The organism is Exiguobacterium sp. H66, assembly GCF_018618705.1.
GTDB classification, from domain to species: domain Bacteria; phylum Bacillota; class Bacilli; order Exiguobacteriales; family Exiguobacteriaceae; genus Exiguobacterium_A; species Exiguobacterium_A oxidotolerans.
The window spans coordinates 1-21,217 of the sequence record NZ_JACSMQ010000008.1 but is presented as its reverse complement, the minus strand read 5'-3'; the positions used below and the strand labels follow the sequence as shown (position 1 = coordinate 21,217).

Sequence of the window (21,217 nt, the reverse complement as noted above, 5' to 3'; positions counted from 1 at the left end):
CTTGGAAAGTGAGAAGCTGTCGGTTTTTTGTATGTGTTAAAAAGAAAGATCAAAATACAGCTTCTGTCCGTTCTGTTTCGGATAAGAGTTTAGCGTGGATGCCGCGTTGGCATAACGATTGTTGGAACGACTGATCAATCGGGCGATAGCCTTTTTCGATTAAATCGTTGATGTAAAGCTTGTTGTATAGGAAAGCAAACGCGATATTGATTACGATACTCAGGATGCCGGCTGTCGCAAATGCTGCGATGAAACCGAGAACAAGTTGAATCAAGCCCCATGTGAACTACTCACCACTTATTTGCTTCGCAAATTGAAGTGGGAGCTTCTTGGGAAGATCGTACTTTTACTAGCTACGGTTATTTACCAAGCTCATCGGGTGGTTCCCACCCTGAAGGGTTTTCAGTCTGCCAACATCAACAAGTTGATACTCGCATTAATATCTCTGTCATGATGAGCGCCGCAAGTACACGTCCATTCGCGTACATCGATCGTTTTCTTCTCGCCTTTTACTCCACAAGAAGAACAGATTTGAGTAGAGGCGTACCATTGATCCACTTTGATAAGTGTTCGTCCATAGAATTTGCATTTGTATTCTAACTGTCGGACGAACTCATACCAACTGACATCTGCAATCGATTTGGCGATTTTATGGTTCTTCATCATGTTCTTCGACTTTAGTGTCTCAACGACGATGACTTGGTTTTCGTCAACGATTCGTTTCGACAGCTTATGAAGAAAATCTTTACGTTGATTTGCAATCTTTTCATGCTTCTTCGCGAGGATCATCCTCGCCTTCTCTCGGTTCTGACTCCCGATTTTCTTGCAGGACAAGGCGCGTTGCGCCTTCTTTATCTTCTCTTCGGACTTTCGAAGAAAACGAAGATTGTCAACTTTCTCAGAAACACGCTCATCGTTTGTCATGATGGCGAAGTGCTCCAAACCAAGGTCGATTCCTACTTTATTCTTGGCTAGAACCCATTGCTCTTCGGCTTGATTGACAAGGATGGAGATGAAGAATTTCCGGGTCTTCGTCATCGAGACCGTCGCGGACTTGATCACACCATCAAACGGACGATGTTGTTTCAACTTCACAAAACCGATTTTAGGAAGTTTCACCTTACGATCTTCGATGCGGATGCTCCCCTTCAGATTGTTTGTCGTGTAAGAGGCCCGGTCATTGTGCTTCGATTTGAATTTCGGAAACCCGACAGACCGATCTCGAAAAAAGTTGGTATACGCCTTGTTTAAGTCCATCTGAGCGTTCGCAAGAGAAAGACTGTCGACTTCTTTGAGGAAAGGGAATTCGGACTTGTACTTCGCTGGGGTTGGGAGCTTCTGCTTCGTGTCAGGATTGAGCTTCGAATCTTCATACAATCGGATACGTTCTTCGAGCATCTTATTGTAGACGAAACGGACACAACCGAACGTCTTCACGAAATATTCTTGTTGGGGTTTCGTCGGATAGAGTCGAAACTTGTACGCCTTCAGCAAAGCAATCACTCCTTTCCTTGTTTTTCGATATAATGTCTGATGACGTCGCTTGTCGCACCACCGGTCGTCACCAGACAGTAACTTCGAGACCAAAACATGTCTTTCCATAATCGTTTCTTGACGTGCGGAAAGTCTCGTTTGATCAGTCGGCTGCTTGCGCTCTTGTAGGCGTTCAGAAACTTTGACATCTCCGTGTTCGGGTGTGCTTTGAACAGCACATGGATATGATCGCCGTCATGATTCCACTCGTTCAGCGTGATATGATACGACGCGCCGATTCGTTCGAACGTCTGTCTCGCGAACTCCGAGATGGCGTCATCGATCACTTTGCATCTGTATTTCACGACGAGAACAAGATGATAATTCAGAAGAAAGACTGAATGTTTATTTGTGTCCATTTTCATTGATATATCAGTCCTTTTGATTAGTTATACTGATTGTATCAAACGATTGAAGTCTTGCCAAGACGGGCGATTCATCTCCCACACGCTGGGCTTCGCCCTGAGACGCTTAGAGGTGGGAGAATTCTCGCTAAATTTAGTTAAAATCACCGCGGAAAAACTCCGGGAAAAACCCAAAAAAGAACTTCGTCCATGAGAAACCGGCTTTTACTTCTTTTACTAAACCACTCGGATGTTGCAAAATCCCTTTCATAACCAAAAACCTCCTATTTGAACTGAGATTTTAATAGAAAAGTCAATGTAAACGTAACCAAAAATATCAAAATAATGAATGAATAGTCATTCATTATGTGCTATACTCATCTCAATACAACTGCTTTAGGGGGAAAGGGGCTTGTTTCATGGGGACATTTTTACTGATTAACTGGATTGCCTTCCTGCTCATCGTCGGGTATGCAGGTTATCTATTCGTGACGCTCGTCAAGAGCCGTTACGAAGCGATTCGTCGGGGGAAAAAGGCGGAATGGGATATAACGAATAAAGAACGGTTCAATTCGGTACTCGTGAACGTCTTTGGACAAAAGAAATTACTTAAGGATAAAAAGAGTGGGACGATTCACGTCATGATGTTCTACGGCTTCTTACTCGTCCAGTTCGGAGCGATTGATTTCATCTGGAAGGGACTCGCAGTCGGACAACGTTTTCCACACATTCCACTCGGTCCACTTTATCCAATCTTTACGTTCTTCCAGGAAATCGTCATGCTCGTCATCTTGGTTGCGGTCGTTTGGGGATTCTACCGTCGCTATGTCGAGAAACTGGTGCGCTTAAAACGAAACTTCATGGCAGGACTCGCCTTAATCTTTATCGGTGGATTGATGGTCGCAGTTTTATTCGGCAACGGATTTTTCCTCGTCTATGAAAATCATTCGACACTCGGTGAACCGGTTGCGTCTGCCATCGCCTTCTTGTTCAGCTGGGTACCGGAACAGGTCGCATTCGGACTGTTCGTCTTCTTCTGGTGGGCCCATTTACTGTTCTTACTCAGCTTCATGGTCTACATCCCGCAAGGCAAACATGCCCACTTAATCGCCGGTACGGCCAATGTCTGGCTCGGTCGGACGTCAAAAGTCGGCCGCCTTGCACCGATCGACTTGTCTGTCATGGAAGAAGCGGAAGATGATGATGCCGAATTTAGTTTCGGGGTCAATAAAATTGAAGACTTCAACCAAAAACAATTGGTCGATCTGTATGCCTGCGTCGAATGTGGACGCTGTACGAATATGTGTCCAGCGAGCGGAACAGGGAAGATGCTGTCGCCGATGGACTTAATCGTCAAGCTGCGGGATCACCTCAACATGAAGACGGCAGCGATCACACAAAAATCACCGTGGGCACCTGCCTTTGCCTTTGACGGATCACAAGGGAATCAGATTGCGTCCCTTGCTGCAGCCGGTCAAATGGACATCGTACCCGATTCGTTGATTGGCAATGTCATCACGGAAGAAGAAATCTGGGCGTGTACGACATGCCGTAACTGTGAAGATCAATGCCCGGTCATGAATGAACATGTCGACAAGATCATCGACTTACGTCGCCATCTCGTCATGATGGAAGGGAAAATGGATCCGGAGATGCAACGGACGATGGCGAACATCGAACGTCAAGGGAATCCATGGGGCATGAACCGGAAAGAACGCGAAAACTGGCGCAAAACGCGCAAAGAACTCGTTGTTCCAACGGCGAAAGAAAAGAAAAAGGCCGGCGAAGAATTCGAGTACCTCTTCTGGGTCGGTGCGATGGGCTCGTATGACAGCCGCAGTCAAAAAATCGCGATGGCATTCGCCCGCATTCTGAACGAAGCGGACATCTCGTTCGCGATTCTCGGAAATGATGAGAAGAACTCGGGTGACACACCACGCCGGATCGGAAACGAAGTCTTGTTCCAGGAACTTGCGGAAGCGAACATCAAATCGTTCGAAAAATATGGTGTCAAAAAAATCGTCACAATTGATCCGCACGCCTACAACACGTTCAAAAACGAATATCCGGACTTCGGACTCAGTCCGGACGTCGAAGTCTATCACCATACGGAGTTACTGGCGCGCTTGATTGACGACAAACGGATCACGCCGATGCATGAAGTCAAAGAACGTGTCGTCTATCATGACTCGTGTTACCTCGGACGGTACAACGACATCTACGACGCTCCCCGTTACATTCTTGAAAAAATTCCAGGAATCACGCTCGTCGAGACGGAGCGGAACCGGGAAAAAGGGATGTGCTGTGGTGCAGGCGGCGGGATGATGTGGCAAGAAGAAAAAGTCGGAGCCCGTGTCAACGTCGCTCGGACGGAACAGCTGTTGACGGTGCAACCATCTGTCATCGGTTCTGCTTGTCCATACTGTCTGACGATGCTCAGCGATGGAACGAAAGCAAAAGAAGTCGATGAATCCGTCGCAACATACGACGTCGTCGAATTGCTCGAACGTTCAATCGTCGGGACACCGATGAAAGAATCAATCGCTACGGTATGAGTAATGACCACTTGCGCGTCTTCGTCACGGAAGACCGGCGAGTGGTCTTTTTTTGTGAATACATGTTTCAAAGCAAGCACAACGTTGTACTGTACGGTTTTGACATGCTATGATAAAAATACAAATTGCTGTGAAAGGGGGTGAGAATCTTTGGGAAGGCGCTACTTAAAATCGGTCAGGTCGCGGAGACCACCGGCTTATCAAAACGGACGATTGACTATTACACGTCGCTCGGTCTCTTAACGTCAGAACGAACGGCGGCAGGTTACCGGTTGTATCCGGAAGATGTCGTCCATCAAGTCCAAAAGATTGAATATTTAAAGACACAGCGGCTTTCCTTACAAGAGATTCTTGCTTCATTTACGGAACGGGAAGAAAAAACGGGAGATGTCATTTATCAAGAAGTACAGCAGCTTCAAGATACGGTCAAAGGGTTAGAGCGACGTCTGCTCGAATCGACAGAGTTCGAAAAACAAGAGATTCGTCTTGAGTTATCGCGTCGCCTCACCTTGATTGCATCGTTGATCGCCCAGCTGTAAAACTAATAACTGGAGGTGACCCCTTTTTAGGGGATTTTGGATACTATACTTTTCATCAATTTATTTTTAGTGGTGTTGTTGATTGTGTTAACAGCGTTTTTCGTCGGGTCAGAGTTTGCGGTCGTTAAGGTTCGGATGTCGCGTCTCGACCAAATGATTCAAGAAGGCAATAAGAGTGCGATTCTTGCTAAAAAAATCGCCGGTGATCTCGATTATTACTTGTCTGCCTGTCAGCTTGGGATCACGGTGACAGCACTTGGACTCGGGGCGCTCGGAGAGCCGACCGTCGAAAAGATTCTCCATCCTGTCTTTGACGAATTCGGCGTCTCGGCTGCCGTCTCGACACTCTTATCGTTCGGAATCGCCTTCATTTCCGTGACATTTTTACACGTCGTCATCGGGGAGCTTGCGCCAAAAACGCTTGCCATCCAGTATGCGGAAAAAATGACTTTGATTTTCGCACGTCCCTTGTTTATTTTCGGAAAAATCATGTACCCGTTCATTTGGTTACTCAATGGATCGGCACGTCTGTTCCTTGGACTTTTCGGTGTGAAACCTGCTGGACACGAACAAGCCCACTCAGAAGATGAGTTGAAAATCATCATGGCACAGAGCTTCCAAAGTGGTGAAATCAACCAAACGGAACTTGCCTTGATGCAAAATGTTTTTGCTTTTGACGAGCACGTCGTCAAAGATTTGATGGTCCCGCGGATGCGGATGGCGACGATCTCAGAGCGTCTCTCAAAAGCGGAGCTGATGGAAATTTTCATGGACAATCCGTTTACCCGTTACCCGGTAACGGAAGAAAATGATAAAGACCGTATTCTTGGCTATATCAACGTCAAAGAAGTCTTGACAGATTTCGCGAACGGACATGAATATCCGGTCACACATTACTTGAAGGATTTACCGGTCGTCTCAGAATCGACGTCGCTTCAGGATACGTTACGAAAAATGAAAGAAACCCGTTCACATATCGTCCTCGTCGTAGACGAATATGGCGGTACGGCGGGAATCGTCTCGATGGAAGATTTACTTGAGGAAATCGTCGGTGAAATCCGTGACGAATTTGATACGGATGAAGTCGAAGAAATTCAAGAGTTGCCGAACAACGAATATCTCGTCGCAGGAACGGTCTTACTAGAAGATTTGGAAGAACGTTTCGGTCTGCGGTTTACGAACGATGAAGATGTCGATACGATCGGTGGCTGGATTCAGATGCACAACATCGATCTGCAGCCAGGCGAACATATCGATACAGAGACGTTCTCTGTCGAAGTGATGGAAATGGAGAACTATCAAATCAATCAAATCAAACTGTGGTTGCACCCGCTCGAAAAAGCAGAATAAGAACAACATGCAAAATCCTCTTGAGCCAATCAAGGGGATTTTAGACTATATACAAACTCTTATGAAGAGTGAATATCCTATATCGGGAATTAACCCGTTCGCGCTTTCCTGTCTCGCCTCGTCTTCAAAGCGGCAATCTTCCGCGCCGCTACAGCAAAGCTGCAGGGTCGCGACCGATTGCTTTTCGCTTTAAAAGCGATTCGAGACGGATTGCGCCCCAAACCATCTGCATGCCTGGATTCCCCTTACGGTATTCCCTGAAAAGCGCCACGTTTCGTTGACTCCTACGGGAAAAGTGCGTTGAACACGCACTGTCAGAGGCAGGCAAGACCCTGCTCGTTGTCCGCTAGGACCAAGGAGCAACGGCTTGCGCCTCGCCCGAGGAAAGCAACGAAAAAGGAAGACGCTTTTATTTTCCAATTTTGTTTTGTCTATACACTAAAATCCTCTTGAAATCACCAAGGGGATTTTTTTGTTGCTGCGGGAATCAATTTTTCAGAAATCATATCAGTGTGTGAATAACGGATCGGGAAGTAGGGAAATCGTCGTGTCGGCTTGAATACTACTAAAAAGAGAATTCATCGTGTCGTTCACTAGAGGGAGGAACCTTGTGTTAGACTTAATCCCGTTTTTACTCAGCCGGCTTGGTATGCTGGCGTTGCTAGCATTTTTATTGTCGCAGTGGCGAACGTCACGGCACGTCTTTAAAACATCGACGAGTCGCTCGCGTCGACTCGCCTTGCTCAGCATATTCGTCGTCTCGGGTATTTTGATGAACTATGCCGGAGTTGCCGTCTCCTCGAATCAAACGATTGATCCGTTGCTTGGACTTGCAGTGACCGATGATCAATTATTGATTGATACGCGTCTAACGATTATCGTCACGAGTGGACTGCTCGGTGGTCCCTTCGTCGGTGGACTGACGGGTCTCCTTGTTGGGTTTCATCGTTTTTTGCTCGGTTCGATGGGAGCAGAGACAGGATGGTTCATCGCCGTCGTTGCCGGTACTCTCAGTGGTCTCTACAGTCGTCGCTGGCGCTTGAAAGATAAATATACATTATTACAACCGATCGCTCTCGTCATGAGTATGGTTATCCTTGATTTAGGATTGGCCATCTTGCTCGCAGATGATCCGTCGGAACTCATCGTGATTGCGAGTCAGGCGGTCTTCCCGATGCTGTTTGCAAACACGATCGGGATTATCGTCTTCATCGTCATCTTACGGACGCAACTCCGATTCGAAAAGGAATTGTTTGTTCGCGAAAGTGCCCGTTCCTCTCGATTGTTGGCTGTCATCCGTCCACTTCGAAAAGAAGGCATGACTGCAGACGTCGCCTGTCAGATTGGCACGACTATTTTGGAAGAAACTAAAATTGACCGTGTCGTCTTACTTGGACCTGCAGAAGTGCTCGTCGATATTGAAGCGGGGGAAACACCTGTGTACGGCGGCAGATTTCAACCGAATGTACAACGTTGGATTGAAGAAGCGGTTCCGTTACAAGTCGAAGACCGGACGACAAACCAAATTCTATCGTTTCATCCCTTACAGATGGATGGAGACAAGGCCGGTATCGTATGTTATTTTCCGAGTCATTTGTTTGATGACACGATTGAACAGACGACGGAACAACTCGTTCAGCTGTTTGCGCGTGAGCTCGTGACGTATCGAGAAGAGCAACTCGAAAAACGCTCGCTCCCTAAAATGAAACCGTTCCTCCATCCGAATTATTTACGGGGAATCGTGGACGAAATCCATCAGACGGCTGATCCGGGGACGCCGGTCAAACAACAGCTAGGCTCTTTGCTCCAACTATTGACGGCAGCACGCTGGGTCGAAGATCATCCACTTCGTGACGAAATCACGACCTTAAAAGCCTATCTCGCTCTCGAAGGGACAAGGCGACGTCAAAATCAGTTAACCCATGCGGATATCACGATTGATTTAGATGTCGAGACGGCGATTGAGGAGACGCTCATCATGCCATTCCTGTTAACGAAGTTAGTCGACAATGCGTTACGGCATGCATTTTCGAAAGTCGGTCGTCGTTCACAAATTAACGTACGTGCTTTTCGTCAGGAGAACGATCTTGTCTTAGAAGTCAGCGATAACGGCGTCGGAATCGGACCAGATGTGAAACGACGGCTCGAAGAAGATGCTTTGACGGAGACGAGCACGTTGTTTTTACTACGACGGACGCTCGATATCAAGTATGGAAAAGCCGCGACGTGTACGATTCACTCTCGTCTCAACCAAGGAACGCGTGTCGTGCTAACCTTGCCGCTACCAGTAGTTGAGGAAGGTTGACTCAGAACTCAATATGACTGCATCAGCAGGAATCGTCTTGAAGTGAAAATCGGATTCGACAGGTGTCGAGTCCGGTTTTTTAGGCGGGGAAGCGTTTCAACAAGAGGATTGTTTTTTTTTAGGAGAAGGTGGGTAAAAATGAAAGCAGGCAACGATAAGATATAGGAGGAAGAAGCGGATGATTACAAAAAAAGAAGTCGGACGATCCGGCGAACGACCGATCATCGCTTTTACATTGATGAATCGATTGGGACACAGTGTCGACCTGTTGAACCTCGGCGGTAAAATCACGGCGATTCGTGTACCTGATAAGCAGGGGAAGATTGAGAATGTCGTTCTCGCATTTGACGAGCTCGACCAATATTTAGATGATCCCCATCATTTAGGTGCGACGATTGGTCGTGTCGGGGGACGAATCGCCAATGGGGCATTCGCGCTCGAAGGGATGAACTACCTACTCGAACAAAACGAAGGAGATCATCATTTACATGGAGGGAGTGTCAACTGGTCGAATCGCTTTTTTGATTATGAGATTGAAGGCGATTTGCTTCACTTGTCACTCGTCAGTCCGGATGGAGAGAATGGATATCCGGGACAGCTTGATGTGCGATTGACGGTCGAGTGGACGGATGAGGATGCATTGACGTTGACGTATGATGCGACGACGACGGCTTCAACACCGTTTAGTCCGACGAACCATACGTATTTCAATTTAACAGGAGACGCGAAGACGACAGTGGAGCAACACCGCTTGCGGATGGATGCGCCATTCTATGTCCCGCTCAATCAAGACGCGTTACCGACGGGTGAAATTTTATCCGTTCATGAAACCGTTTTTGATTTTCGGACAGCGCGGCCGTTATACGAAGTGACGCATGCTCCTGACGAAGCGCTCCGTCAGGTCGGAAGCGGAGTCGATCATCCCTTCCTTCTGAAAGAGGGAGGCGAAATCGTCCTCGAAGAACCGGTCAGTGGTCGGGCGTTACGTGTCGTGACAGAACAACCGGGTGTCGTTGTCTATACGGGCAACCATTTAGGGGGAGACTTTACGATTGCCGGTCGTCGCGCGACGCCTTACCTTGGCATCTGTTTTGAGACACAAGGACTGCCGGACGCCATCAATCAACCTGATTTCCCATCCGTCGTCTTACGCGCGGGCGATCGGTATCAAAAGCGGACGACCTTTCAATTTAGCCGAATACAGTGATGTTTCTCGCGAATATTAAGTTCGTATGTGGTAGGATAAAGCGAGAAGAATCTAACGGAGGCATAAGAAAATGACTAAAATAGCATGGGTGACCGATAGTATGGCCTATTTCAAAAAGGAAGAGGCAGACGCAATCGGCGTCAATGTCGTACCGATTCAAATCTTGCTCGGGGATACTGCCTACAACGAAGACACGATCACTGTCGAGCGTTTGTTCCGCGCACTTGATGCGGACAAGAAGTTGGTCGCAAAGACATCACAACCAATCTTCGGCGAGTTCGTCGGTACGTATGAACGCCTAAAAGAAGAAGGATATGATTGTGCGATTGCTGTGCACTGTACGAATGGATTATCAAGTACGGTCCAAAGTTCTGCATCAGCTGCAGAAGCGGCAAGTTTCCCAGTCCATATCATCGATTCGCATACTGCGTTTGAAAACCAACAAGAGTTCATTCGTTACGGGATGGAGCTCGAAGCACAAGGAAAGACCGTCGAAGAGATTACAGCAGCTTTGACGAACTTATCGAAACGGACGCATTTTTATATGATCGTCGGGAACATGGAGACGATGCGCCGCGGTGGGCGGGTTTCGTCAGGAGATTTATTCCTCGCGAACTTACTCAACATCAAGCCGATCATCACGACGGACGAAGCGGGGAAAATCGTTCCGTTTAAAAAGGCACGTTCACTTAAAAAAGCATACATCGAAATGATTAAACAAATTGAAAATGCGATGCGTCAGAAGACATTCTATAAGAACCGGATTTATGTCGCGACGACGCTTGCGCCAGACATGGCAGCCGATCTGCGGAGCAGTGTCGCAGCGAAGTTTCCGGAATTGACGATTCTTGAAGGGACGTTCGGTCCAGCGATTGGAACACATGCCGGAGCAGAAACAGTCGGCCTTTTCTGGTTGAATGATTAAATGAAAAAAATAAAGCAGGTCTGTCCTTCTCCGCTCAGCGGACGAGGCAGACCTGCTTTTTAGTTTATTGCGAGTGCACAGACGATACCAAGAAAAGCTGCACTGATGCCAAGGACATAACTTGTCCCGAGGTAAAGAGCGAGTGTCCGTCTATTTTCATGTTGGAGCAGTTGGAGCGTCTCGAGCTTAAAGGTCGAAAAGGTCGTAAACGAACCGAGAAATCCCGTCCCGAGAAACAACGTCCACGTCGAATCGAGATGAAGACCGATGACGAGACCGAGTAAAAAAGAACCGCTGACATTACCGATGAATGTCGCAAGCGGGAAGTCGCGTGTCCAAAACGTCTTCGCCCATTGGCTGAGTGCAAAACGACTGATGGCACCGAAAAAAGCACCGATTCCGAGTGCGAGCAGCGTCATGTGTTGTCCCTCCTTGCCGCGAACTGCCGGAGACGGCGCGTCCCGAGCGCGTAACCGAGGTACGAACAAAATAATCCGCCGAATAGACTAAGGAGGACATAAAGTGCGGCGAAGCCATATAGACCGGTCCGCAGTAACGTGACCGCTTCGACGCTAAACGTCGAGAATGTCGTGAACGAGCCGATGAAGCCTGTTCCGAGCGCCGTCATCGCATATTGATGAAGTAAATTTGTACGGAATAAAAAATGTGTGGCATATCCTAAAACGAAACAGCCGAGAAGATTAATACAGACCGTTGCGACGGGAAACGTCCCTGTCGCCAGTTGACCGATTGCTAGACTAAGACCGTACCGTGCCGAGGCACCGAGTACACCGGCGAAGCCGACTAAAACATACAGCATTGTCACCCATCCTCTACCTATAGCATATTTTCAACATACGCTGTTCAGAATCAAGGCGTCAAGTGGGTAAAATAGGCAAATCACTAAAACTCTCACGCATTGAAACCGATAGATGAGTATACGAATGAGAGAAGGAGTTTTGCAGATGGTGTCACCGCTCGAACAGCTCAGTACTAAAATATTGTCCCGCCTCATCCCAACGTTAATTACAGTCGCCCATCCGTTGATTTTCATTTTTGCCCAGATGGATTATGTCTCGATGCGAGCTTTTTATCAATTTTTGATCGGTGGCATCATCTTGACGATAGCATTACTGGCCGGGAATCAGTTTTTCGGGCAGCAGCCGAGTGGGAAGTACATTCAAATCACATTGACCTATTTGGTCCTGGCGCTCGTCCTCGTCACTTTGCCGACGCAGAGCATTTGGACGATTGCCTATCTGTATCTCGTCATGTCGATTGTCTACTTGATTCCCCGGATTGTCGTGATGGCGGGAGTACTCGGTCTGCTCGAACTCGTCATGTTTACAAGCATCGGAACGGTTGAATTTACGAATCTGTTCGACTTGATCGTTGCGCTTGTCATTTACTTGATGATTTTTGCAGCAGCCGTCTTTGTTGCCGTATTCGGTCGCAATGTCATGACGGAAGTTCAGCGTCAACAGGAAAAAGCGGAAACGTATGCAGAAGTTTCGCGGACGACGCTTGCCCAATCCGCAGCAACAGCGACAGACGTGACGACGTTCACGGAAGAGATGAGTGAAACAGTCGATACGGCGAAAGCCTCATTCGAAAAAATCGATGACGCGATGAAGATGCTTGCCGCGAACTCAGCGAAAAATGCGACATCCGTCCGTCAAATTCGGCAAATGAATGAGAGTAACGTCCAATCGATTGCTGACGTCACATTAGCCGTCGATCGTGCTCTCGAGCGGAGTTCTTCTTCAAAACTCACGGCAGAGAACAGTCAAGAGACAATCAGTGAAGCGGGCGAGTCACTCCAACAATTGACGGTCAGCATGGGCGAGTCCGTCACGTCATTCGGTCAGCTCGCAGGACGATTCCAAGAAATCGTGACGATCACGTCGAGCATCAACGCAATCGCGACGCAGACGAATTTGCTGAGTTTAAATGCTTCAATCGAAGCTGCACGGGCAGGGGAATTCGGGAAAGGGTTCACCGTCGTCGCACAGGAAATTCGCAACCTGTCGTCACAAACGGCAGAGGCATCAAAAGAAATCAATCAAATCATCGAACGGGTTGAACGTGACGTGACGAATACGGGAAGTGCGATCAATGCGAGCACGACGTTACTCCGTGAGCAAGAGGAACGGATGCAGCGGAGTCAGCAAGCCTTGCAGACGATTGCGGCAGACTCGTCCGATTCGGTCCAAGCGATTAGTGGCGCCCGTCAGCAATTCGCAACGATTACGAGTAGTTTGACGGATATCACGCAGGCGACAGAACAGCTGGATGCCTTCATGGATTTGTTATTGACGAGCAGTGATCAATTATCAGGTCTGACCCGGTCGCAAGTCGAACAGATTCGTGACTTACAGCACGCGATTCATGCGTTGAACGCGACGGCATCGACGCTCCGCGAAACGACAAAAGAAGGTTAACGAGTAAGCACACCGCCCGACACGCGGTGTGCTTTTTCGTTTGTGGAACAAGCAGAATGGGAACATAGTAAAGGTGAATGAACAAATTAAAGGAGGACGATGAGATGAAAGCAGCGTATATCGAACAATATGGTGGATCGGATGAGTTCAAAGTAGGAGAGATTGAGCAACCGACGATTGGTGCAGATGACGTATTGATTGAAGTTCATGCAGCGAGTGTCAATCCGGTTGACTGGAAACTGCGTGAAGGGTACTTAAAAGAGATGCTCAGTTACGACATGCCGCTCGTCATCGGCTGGGATGTATCGGGTGTCATCAAAGAAGTCGGAGCAAACGTGACCGATTTGAAGGTCGGAGATGAAGTCTTCAGCCGCCCGGATATTGCCCGTCAAGGCACATATGCCGAGTATGTCGCGGTCGATGCCCATCTCGTCGTCAAAAAGCCAGCCTCGCTGAGCTTCGAGGAGGCCGCATCATTGCCACTCGTTGCGCATACGGCATGGCAAGTCATGTTCGAAGTGATGGATGCGAAACCGGGTGACCGGATTTTCATCGGTGCCGGTTCAGGTGGCGTCGGAACGGTCGCAATCCAGCTCGCGAAAGCACACGGCTTGTATGTCGTCACATCAACGAGCACCCCGAACGTCGATTGGGTCAGTGAACTCGGTGCCGACGAAGTCATCGATTATAAACAACAAGATCCGGCAGAAACCGTGCGTGACCTTGATTTCGTTTTCGATACGATGGGGGGAGACGGACAGGGCAAACTGTACAACATGCTTAAAGAAAATGGAATGCTCGTCTCGATTTCAACACCTCCGAACGAAGAGGAAGCAAAACAGGCGAAGGCACGCGTCGAATATGTCTTCATGCAGCCGACAGGCGAACGGATGAAAAAAATTGCGGAAGCCGTCGAAAAAGGTGAACTGAAACCCGTCGTCGACCGGATCTTTGATCTTGAGGATACGAAACAAGCCCATGATTACGGAGAAGAAGGGCATGCGAAAGGTAAAATCGTCATTAAAGTGAAATGACGTGGGAACGTCTTGACTCGAACTTTGAGTCAGGGCGTTTTCTAAACGTCATCTTACGTTAGGATAACCGGAACAGCAAACAAAACTCCCTTCAATATCCGAAGGGAGTTTTGTTTGTAGGTTAAGTAATATTCGACAAAAGCGACGACTTGTTCAACGGGAAACAGACGCTGAGCGGAGGAGACGGTCGAGTAACACGAGTGTCTCCGGTTGATTCTGTAATGTCGTCTGCAAAAAAGAGCGTTCCTGCTCGAGTAACGCAACATAGCGACGTCCTGCTTCTTGATGCGTCGCCGGGACGAGGACGTCATAAACGGCCTCGAACGGGACACGCTGGTCGTCCGGTAAGTAATCTGGAATCGTCTTTAGTCCGAGCTGCGCCCGCTCCGGCAGATGGTGGTGCAACAGGACTTTTGCGAACTTCGTCAACGCACTGCGTAACATTTCGACCGCCCATAAGCCGTTGCCGCGCGCGGCGGCTTTTTGATACTGGAAGTAGAACCAGACGGCATCGATGGCCTCGTCTTCGAATTCCTGCTGCGACAGGGTCAGAGACGTTTCTTCGATAAACGGTGCTAACTGATTTTTTGGATCATACAGGACGCGGATGGCATCTTTGTGATTTAACGAAGCCGTCGTGACGGTAAATAGGTCGACATGTAACAAGTCATCGTAGACCGCAATCATTTGTGTGGGGCGACGATGAAAATGTCATCGTGCCAAATGACGGGCCGGTACGCTTCAAGGTGCGCCAGACGACGAGGCAGGAACTCTGAAACAGTCCCTTCTGCGACGAGGCAGTAGAGGTCGAGGTCGGAATGAAAATCTTCCTCGCCGCGATCGAATGAGCCTTTCAAAAAAATCGCTTCAACGGTCGGATCCTGTTTGAGCCGATCTGTAAGTTGTTCGATGGCATATAGCTGGTGCATAAGTAAGTCACTCCTTCAAGCAGTCTATTCCTACAGTATACGTGAAATAAGGGAGATTATTCCATTATCATTTTTGCTGATTTCCTAAAGTGAGTGAGCAGAGAAAAATCAACAACACAAAAAGGGCCTGACTCGAAAGCCATCCCTTTAAATCATCAGCTGTTTCAAACCCTTAGCGTAAAGAAGCTGTATGTTGTTCCTGTTCTTTTTGTTCCATATGGACAGCATGCTCTTTTCCCCATTGATTCATTGCCTTGAGAATCGGCATAAGTGTCCGACCATATTCTGTTAACGAATACTCGACGCGTGGTGGTACGACCTGGTAAATCTCACGGTGTACGATGTCGTTCATCTCAAGTTCTCGGAGTTGTGCGGTTAACATTTTTTGCGTAATGTTCGGCAGATTCCGTTTCAATTCACTAAAGCGTAACGTGCCGTGGGCCATCAAGACCAGTAAAATTGACGGCTTCCACTTTCCTGTTATAATCTCAAGCGCGGTATTGACGCGACAAACGGGTGTCTCTTGCATCAATGTTCCTCCTTCTTAGTATCTTTTTAGATACTATACCACTTTTTTGTGTCTACTTCCTTTTTAATTTGTCCTGCTTGATAATGAAGGTATGAACTTACTTTAGGAGGAAACAGACAATGACAATTCATTCAGAGATTACGCTCGGACCGGTCAGCTTACGGATTACGGATTTAGACCAATCGCTTTCATTTTACCGTGATCTACTCGGACTAACGGTACTCGAACAGACAGGGAACACGGCGACGCTCGGTGCAAAAATGACACCACTCGTCGTGCTGGAGGAACAGAAAGATGCACGACGTCTCGCACCCAATTCAGTCGCGGGACTGTATCATTTCGCGATTTTATTGCCAAGTCGAAAAGAACTGGGTTTCGTCATCCGCAACTTGATTGCAAATGACGTTGATCTTGGTCAAGGCGACCATCTCGTCAGTGAAGCGTTTTATTTATCCGATCCGGACGGGAACGGGATTGAGATCTATGCCGATCGTCCACAGGAGACGTGGACTTATGAAGCGAATGGTGAAATAAAGATGGCGACGAATCCTGTCGATTGGCAAAGCATGCTCGTTGAGGCAGGAGAAGAAGACTGGTACGGAATGCCGGCAGATACGGTCATGGGTCATGTTCATTTCCATGTCAAATCACTCGAAGCTGGGCGCGCCTTTTATGTCGACACGCTTGGTTTTGAAGTGGCGACCGATGCGTCACGGATGAAAGCCTTATTTGTTGCAGCGGGTGGTTATCATCACCACATCGGGATGAACCTCTGGGCAGGAGCGGACGCGCCAAAGGCACCGGGCGACGCCGTCGGACTGGATTATTGGACGCTCGTTTATCCAAGTGCATCCGTATTAGAAAAAGCGGTTGCTGCGATTGATGCTTCGCTCTACCAAGTAGAGCGGACGGAAGACGCGGTGTACGTCACGGATGATGCCGGCATTACGGCACGACTGGTTACGAAATAATGAAAAATGGACCTTCTCAGTGGAGAGGGTCCATTTTTGTCAGTTAATTTTGTCCGGATAAAGCAGACGGGGCATTGCCATCGTAACGACTGACGAGTTCATACGGTCGGACGGTATAGAGGGCATGCGGCAGGTAAACGGGATTCATCGCATCGAGTGCGCGGATTTGGAAATGCTCACGTTTGATATAGGTGTCGACGTTCTCACGCGTGACAGGGAAGAAGCCGACGTCCGTCGTCTCGCCTTCTTGTGCTTGCAATTCACCGCTGACGTACGTCCCGCGGAAGGCGACGCAGATGATGTGACTTGATATATTTTGATAGATGCCGGTAATGCCGTCGATCGTGACGTCAACACCCGTTTCTTCTTTGACTTCACGTTTGACGGCATCGAGAATCGATTCATTGTTTTCGACTTGTCCGCCCGGTAGCTCATACGTGTCGCCACGATGGAGGTTGCGGACAAGCAAGACTTCACCAGCATCGTTCGTGATGTAGGCGGTGACGCTGACGATTGCACGGGGTGGTGTGTAGACACCTGTCGCCGTCATGAAATCTTCCGTCGATTTGATGTAGAGGTTTTTCCCGAGGCGGGCGCGCTTCTTCATCGCTTCCCGGCGTAAGGCGCTGTTGCGGACATCACGGTCGACTTGCTCATAGTGCTCGCGATCGCGATATTCCCAAATGGCGATGACTTCATCTTCCGATTCCGTCACCCAGCGACCGACGAGACGGGCACCGTGACTGATTTGTAGGGGAAAGAGATAGGTGTGAAAGAACTCGGTAAATTCCTGTAGTCGTTCCGGGCGAATCGTATAGGTCTTCCGGCGATGTAACATGAAAATTCCTCCTCTATCATACAAGCAGATATACGTTCAGGTTCTTTATTACACTTCTCTTATCGTAAGCGGATTCCCTTCTTTTTCAAACAGATATACGTTCAGGTTCTTTATTACACTTCTCTTATCGTAAGCGGATTCCCTTCTTTTTCAAACGAATCGAGCACAACAAAAAAACGACTTCGCGGAGAACGAAGCCGTTTTTGGGATTAAGCGATATCTCGTTCTTTTTTGTCATCAAGGATTGATGTATGGCGTTTGATGGCATGGACCATTTTCGCGATTGCACCGTCCCCTGTGACGTTTGCTGCTGTACCGAAGCTGTCTTGTGCGATATAGAGTGCAATCGCGAGGCTGACCATGGTCTGGTCAAAGCCGAGCATGGAGACGAACAAGCCGGTTGCAGCCATGACGGCACCACCGGGAACGCCTGGTGCTGCAATCATCGTCACACCGAGGGCGAGAATGAATGGGAAGATCGCACCGAACGTGACCGGCATGTTGTTCAAGTAAAGAATCGCGATGACGATTGACGTCAACGTGATCGTCGAACCCGCAAGGTGGATGGTCGCACAAAGCGGAACAACGAAGTTTGCGACTTCTTCATCGGTGTCATTTGCTTTTGTCTGCCGTAGCGTGACAGGAATTGTCGCTGCGGAAGATTGTGTTCCGATGGCTGTGAAGTAGGCAGGCATCATTGTTTTCAAAAGACGGAACGGATTCTGTTTATTGGCGATACCGGCAATCGTATATTGTAATGTGATCATCACGAAGTGAAGAACGAGGATGACGACGAAAACGAGTGCGAACACAGAAAGAATTTCTGCGACTTGACCGGCATATGTCATGTTCATGAAAATTCCTGCGATGTGGAACGGGAGTAATGGAATGATGACTTTGCCGATAATCAGTTCGATGATACTACGGAAATCAATCGAGAGTTCAAGCAGACGTTCGCTTCTAGTTGCTGCGATTCCGATTCCGAAGACGAAGGCCATGACAAGAGCGGTCATGACGCCGAAGACAGGGGGAATTTCAACTTCCATGAAGCCTTTTAAGAGTGCTTCTTCCGGGTTCTCCATGTTTGCGAATGAACCACTGAGCATGCGCGGGAACAAGTTGACTGCTGTACCATATGCGAGTAAACCGGCGACGACTGTCGAGAGATAAGCGATGAGAGCTGTGATTCCGACAAGCTTTCCAGCGCCTTTTCCAAGTTCACCGATACCCGGAATGATGAAACCAAGGATGATTAAGGGTATAGCGAATGATAAGAACTGACCAAAAATCCCATTGAATGTGACGAAAGAACGGACGATCCAATCGAAGCGTTCGGTGACGAGGCTACCCACTATAATTCCAAATGCGATGGCGATGACAATACGACCGAGCAGACCAATTTTAAACTTCAAACCAATCATCCTTTCTTAATAATGAAATTGTCTAACTGAATTGAAGCTATTTTCGCACATCTAAAATGGCATTACTACAACGTTTTAATCATTCTGATTATTCGAAATATAGAAATCGGTTGCATGATTTTATGCAATAAACGCTTCAACGCTTTAGTACAGCCACTTTACAGTGCATGCCTGCATCAACTTGTGAAAAATTAAAAAAGAAAATAGTTTTCCGTTCAAAATACTTTGTGAACAAAGATTACTCAAAAACGTCAAAATCAGGCATACTCTCTGTATAGAGAAAAAAGGAAGTGATGAACTAATGGATATCATGGCACTCGTCCGCCTGGCCGGAGGAATCATGTTTACTCCGCTATCGGATGATGTTTTGATGATGGGATATACAGCGTTACGAATCAAAGAAGGGGTACATCCGGTCCTCATATGGCTCGCTGCGTGGCCGATTTTTTTCATTTCCTTCGCATGGTTTTATTTACTCGCCCGTTTCTTCCGTGAAATTCCACTCGTCAAGAAATTCATGAAAGTAAAGTTTTTGACACGGGCAGAAGAGATTTTAGATCGTCGTGGTTTGTGGGCGATCGGGCTCTCGTTCTTTTTACCAGGGGTACGTCATCCCATCCATTATGTTGCAGGATTGCTTGCATACCCACTTCCACGATACCTCGGGATGACGTTTTTAGCCGCCGGTTTATATACGGGTCTTTGGACATTTGTCATCGTTCGGATTGGTCAAGCCGTGACATGGTCGGAGCTTTGGGAATGGATTATGACGAATCCGAGTATGATTTTTATTATCCTTGCCGTCATGTTAATCATTGCGGGTGCCTCCATCGTACATGCGAGACGGCGACACCGCCTCGAGAAAGAAGAAGCAATCGCTGAGTGAACAAGAACACGGGGGAGCACTCTCCTGATAACTTAAAACACGATAGACAACGTGCTATCGGGAGATCAAGCGTCTTTTTTCATTGCTTTCCTCGGGCGAGGCGCAAGCCGTTGCTCCTTAGTCCTTACGGGCAACGAGCAGGGTGCCTGCCTCTAAAAGTGCGTTGAAAACGCACTTTTACCCGTAGGAGTCAATGAAATGTGACGCTTTTTAGGTAATGCCGTGATGGAAATCCGGGCATGCAGACGGTTTAGAGCGCAATCCATCTCGAATCGCTTTGAATACGAGGCGAGACAGGGCAGCGCGAACGAATTGCATCTCGATATCGCATGTTCACTCTTCATAAGCGTTTGTCTAAACGCTGAAAGACACGTTCGCCGAGGCGGAACGTGTCTTTCGTTTGAATAAAGTTGATTAAGTGAACTTACGCGTTTTGACGTTTGCGTGCCACGACGATTCCAGCTGCACCGAGTGCAAGACCGAAGAGTGCAAGTGCACCTGTTGTTGCGTTGTTGCTTGTGTCGCTCATGCCGCCGTTACCTGTGTTCGGCATTGAACCTGGTGTACCGTCCATGAATTTCTCTGGAGATTGCATGACGATCGCGTTACCGAGGTTTTCACCGACACCGTACATGTAAGCATATGACTCGCGGAACGTATCGACTGATCCTTTGTAGTCGCCTTCCGTGTACTGCATGAACGTGTCTTGGACATATGTTTCATGACCAGCGACGGCTTCAGTTGCTGCTTTCGTCGGAAGGTTTTCTTCCGTTGCTGCTCCGAGGAACGCACCGAAGTCGTTCGTGAACATTTTGAGCATGTCTTGTGCGTCACCCATCATTTTTTTATCATCGTTGATGGCTGCTGTGACAAGGTTCGCTTGTGCTTCGATGTGGTTTTTCGTCCAGACTTGCTCGAACTGATCCGCACCGGCTTGACCGTAGATCGATTTGATCGCGGCTTTGAAGTCAGCTGTGTGCATGTCTTCCGCCCAGTTTGCAGCATCGTAGTCTTTCGCTTGATCGACGCCTGCCGTCATGCTGAGGTTCGCAAGAGCGACGTGTTCAGCAGCGAGGCTATTGAGTGTTGACCGGAGGTCAGCGGCTTTCGTATCAGCTTTCGAGTTATCGAATTTCTCAGGCATCTGTGTTGTGATGGCGACTGAGAGTGCTTTCGAGATGTCATACATGCGGCTGTATCCTTCACGGAACGTGTTGTACGATCCTTCGTAGTCGCCTGCTGCATACTCTTGGAATGTTTTATAGACGTCCGCTTCGTGAGCACGAAGGACTTCTTCAGCTGCTTCCTTCGGAAGTTCGCCTTCTGTCGCAGCGTCGAGGAATGTCGAGAGATCCTGGACGAATTCTTCTGTCTCGGCTTTCGAAGCGTTGATGCCTTCCTGGTCATCCG

The 21,217-nt window shown here is 48.1% G+C and carries 22 protein-coding genes; 10 read left to right on the top strand and 12 right to left on the bottom strand.

All coding sequences use genetic code 11. The features are described from left to right. Window positions 1-49 precede the first annotated feature (49 nt). The 3 genes from KNP88_RS12560 to tnpA form a co-directional block, all read right to left on the bottom strand. Window positions 50-274, bottom strand: coding sequence for a hypothetical protein (locus KNP88_RS12560; RefSeq protein WP_088836116.1), 225 nt, complete (start codon window positions 272-274; stop codon window positions 50-52). 128 nt (window positions 275-402) lie between these two features. Next, on the bottom strand, window positions 403-1,494 hold the full coding sequence (gene tnpB / locus KNP88_RS12555; RefSeq protein ID WP_214894044.1) for an IS200/IS605 family element RNA-guided endonuclease TnpB: 1,092 nt from the start codon (window positions 1,492-1,494) through the stop codon (window positions 403-405). Window positions 1,495-1,499: 5 nt separating this feature from the next. Further along, window positions 1,500-1,898 carry an IS200/IS605 family transposase gene (gene tnpA / locus KNP88_RS12550; RefSeq protein WP_088836118.1) on the bottom strand — a complete coding sequence of 133 codons (399 nt, stop codon included), beginning with the start codon at window positions 1,896-1,898 and terminating at the stop codon, window positions 1,500-1,502. Between the two features lie 398 nt (window positions 1,899-2,296). Between tnpA and KNP88_RS12545 the strand changes: the two genes are divergently transcribed. The 3 genes from KNP88_RS12545 (at window position 2,297) to KNP88_RS12535 (ending at window position 6,321) form a co-directional block, all read left to right on the top strand. Next, window positions 2,297-4,432 (top strand): (Fe-S)-binding protein, encoded by a 2,136-nt coding sequence (locus KNP88_RS12545; protein WP_088836119.1) that lies wholly within the window; start codon window positions 2,297-2,299, stop codon window positions 4,430-4,432. A gap of 140 nt (window positions 4,433-4,572) precedes the next feature. Beyond that, window positions 4,573-4,971 (top strand): MerR family transcriptional regulator, encoded by a 399-nt coding sequence (locus tag KNP88_RS12540; protein ID WP_088836120.1) that lies wholly within the window; start codon window positions 4,573-4,575, stop codon window positions 4,969-4,971. A 36-nt stretch (window positions 4,972-5,007) separates the two neighbouring features. Continuing rightward, window positions 5,008-6,321: a hemolysin family protein gene (locus tag KNP88_RS12535; RefSeq protein ID WP_088836121.1), complete on the top strand. Its 1,314-nt coding sequence runs from the start codon at window positions 5,008-5,010 to the stop codon at window positions 6,319-6,321. A 148-nt stretch (window positions 6,322-6,469) separates the two neighbouring features. Here the strand turns inward: KNP88_RS12535 and KNP88_RS15760 are convergent, their stop codons facing one another. Further along, window positions 6,470-6,592 carry a hypothetical protein gene (locus tag KNP88_RS15760; RefSeq protein ID WP_256441655.1) on the bottom strand — a complete coding sequence of 41 codons (123 nt, stop codon included), beginning with the start codon at window positions 6,590-6,592 and terminating at the stop codon, window positions 6,470-6,472. A gap of 339 nt (window positions 6,593-6,931) precedes the next feature. On the opposite strand from KNP88_RS15760, the gene KNP88_RS12530 reads away from it, so the two are divergent. The 3 genes from KNP88_RS12530 to KNP88_RS12520 all read left to right on the top strand — a co-directional run bounded on the left by KNP88_RS12530 (window position 6,932) and on the right by KNP88_RS12520 (window position 10,758). Next, window positions 6,932-8,626: a LytS/YhcK type 5TM receptor domain-containing protein gene (locus KNP88_RS12530; RefSeq protein ID WP_214894042.1), complete on the top strand. Its 1,695-nt coding sequence runs from the start codon at window positions 6,932-6,934 to the stop codon at window positions 8,624-8,626. Window positions 8,627-8,804: 178 nt separating this feature from the next. Continuing rightward, window positions 8,805-9,833: an aldose epimerase family protein gene (locus tag KNP88_RS12525; protein ID WP_214894041.1), complete on the top strand. Its 1,029-nt coding sequence runs from the start codon at window positions 8,805-8,807 to the stop codon at window positions 9,831-9,833. Between the two features lie 70 nt (window positions 9,834-9,903). Then, window positions 9,904-10,758: a DegV family protein gene (locus KNP88_RS12520; protein WP_214894040.1), complete on the top strand. Its 855-nt coding sequence runs from the start codon at window positions 9,904-9,906 to the stop codon at window positions 10,756-10,758. A 59-nt stretch (window positions 10,759-10,817) separates the two neighbouring features. Here the strand turns inward: KNP88_RS12520 and crcB (KNP88_RS12515) are convergent, their stop codons facing one another. Both crcB (KNP88_RS12515) and crcB (KNP88_RS12510) read right to left on the bottom strand, forming a co-directional pair. Then, a complete protein-coding gene (crcB, locus tag KNP88_RS12515) occupies window positions 10,818-11,177 on the bottom strand; it encodes a fluoride efflux transporter CrcB (protein ID WP_214802849.1) in 360 nt (119 codons plus the stop codon). Further along, the gene (gene crcB, locus KNP88_RS12510; RefSeq protein ID WP_214894039.1) at window positions 11,174-11,578 is read right to left on the bottom strand and encodes a fluoride efflux transporter CrcB; all 405 of its coding nucleotides are present in this window, start codon (window positions 11,576-11,578) and stop codon (window positions 11,174-11,176) included. The genes crcB (KNP88_RS12515) and crcB (KNP88_RS12510) overlap by 4 nt, the downstream gene beginning before the upstream one ends. Before the next feature lie 124 nt (window positions 11,579-11,702). Here crcB (KNP88_RS12510) and KNP88_RS12505 point away from each other — a divergent pair, with 124 nt between their 5' ends. Both KNP88_RS12505 and KNP88_RS12500 read left to right on the top strand, forming a co-directional pair. Beyond that, window positions 11,703-13,199, top strand: coding sequence for a methyl-accepting chemotaxis protein (locus KNP88_RS12505; protein WP_251137222.1), 1,497 nt, complete (start codon window positions 11,703-11,705; stop codon window positions 13,197-13,199). Window positions 13,200-13,303: 104 nt separating this feature from the next. Continuing rightward, window positions 13,304-14,233 (top strand): NADP-dependent oxidoreductase, encoded by a 930-nt coding sequence (locus tag KNP88_RS12500; protein ID WP_214894038.1) that lies wholly within the window; start codon window positions 13,304-13,306, stop codon window positions 14,231-14,233. Between the two features lie 153 nt (window positions 14,234-14,386). On the opposite strand, the gene KNP88_RS12495 is transcribed toward KNP88_RS12500, so the two are convergent. The 3 genes from KNP88_RS12495 to KNP88_RS12490 form a co-directional block, all read right to left on the bottom strand. Beyond that, the gene (locus KNP88_RS12495; RefSeq protein WP_251137221.1) at window positions 14,387-14,899 is read right to left on the bottom strand and encodes a hypothetical protein; all 513 of its coding nucleotides are present in this window, start codon (window positions 14,897-14,899) and stop codon (window positions 14,387-14,389) included. 17 nt (window positions 14,900-14,916) lie between these two features. Continuing rightward, entirely contained in the window at window positions 14,917-15,162 is a 246-nt protein-coding gene (locus tag KNP88_RS15690; RefSeq protein WP_251137220.1) for a nucleotidyltransferase domain-containing protein, read from the bottom strand. 172 nt (window positions 15,163-15,334) lie between these two features. Further along, a complete protein-coding gene (locus KNP88_RS12490; protein WP_214894037.1) occupies window positions 15,335-15,691 on the bottom strand; it encodes a winged helix-turn-helix transcriptional regulator in 357 nt (118 codons plus the stop codon). A gap of 119 nt (window positions 15,692-15,810) precedes the next feature. On the opposite strand from KNP88_RS12490, the gene KNP88_RS12485 reads away from it, so the two are divergent. After that, entirely contained in the window at window positions 15,811-16,662 is an 852-nt protein-coding gene (locus KNP88_RS12485; RefSeq protein WP_214894036.1) for a VOC family protein, read from the top strand. A gap of 43 nt (window positions 16,663-16,705) precedes the next feature. Here KNP88_RS12485 and KNP88_RS12480 read toward each other — a convergent pair whose 3' ends face one another. Continuing rightward, window positions 16,706-17,500, bottom strand: a complete 795-nt coding sequence (locus KNP88_RS12480; RefSeq protein ID WP_159173954.1) for an NUDIX domain-containing protein — start codon at window positions 17,498-17,500, stop codon at window positions 16,706-16,708. A 209-nt stretch (window positions 17,501-17,709) separates the two neighbouring features. Then, entirely contained in the window at window positions 17,710-18,921 is a 1,212-nt protein-coding gene (locus KNP88_RS12475) for a dicarboxylate/amino acid:cation symporter (protein WP_214802859.1), read from the bottom strand. Between the two features lie 301 nt (window positions 18,922-19,222). On the opposite strand from KNP88_RS12475, the gene KNP88_RS12470 reads away from it, so the two are divergent. Continuing rightward, entirely contained in the window at window positions 19,223-19,807 is a 585-nt protein-coding gene (locus KNP88_RS12470) for a DedA family protein (protein ID WP_214802862.1), read from the top strand. Window positions 19,808-20,231: 424 nt separating this feature from the next. On the opposite strand, the gene KNP88_RS12465 is transcribed toward KNP88_RS12470, so the two are convergent. After that, on the bottom strand, window positions 20,232-21,217 hold a 986-nt coding region (locus KNP88_RS12465; RefSeq protein WP_214894035.1), incomplete at its 5' end, for a copper amine oxidase.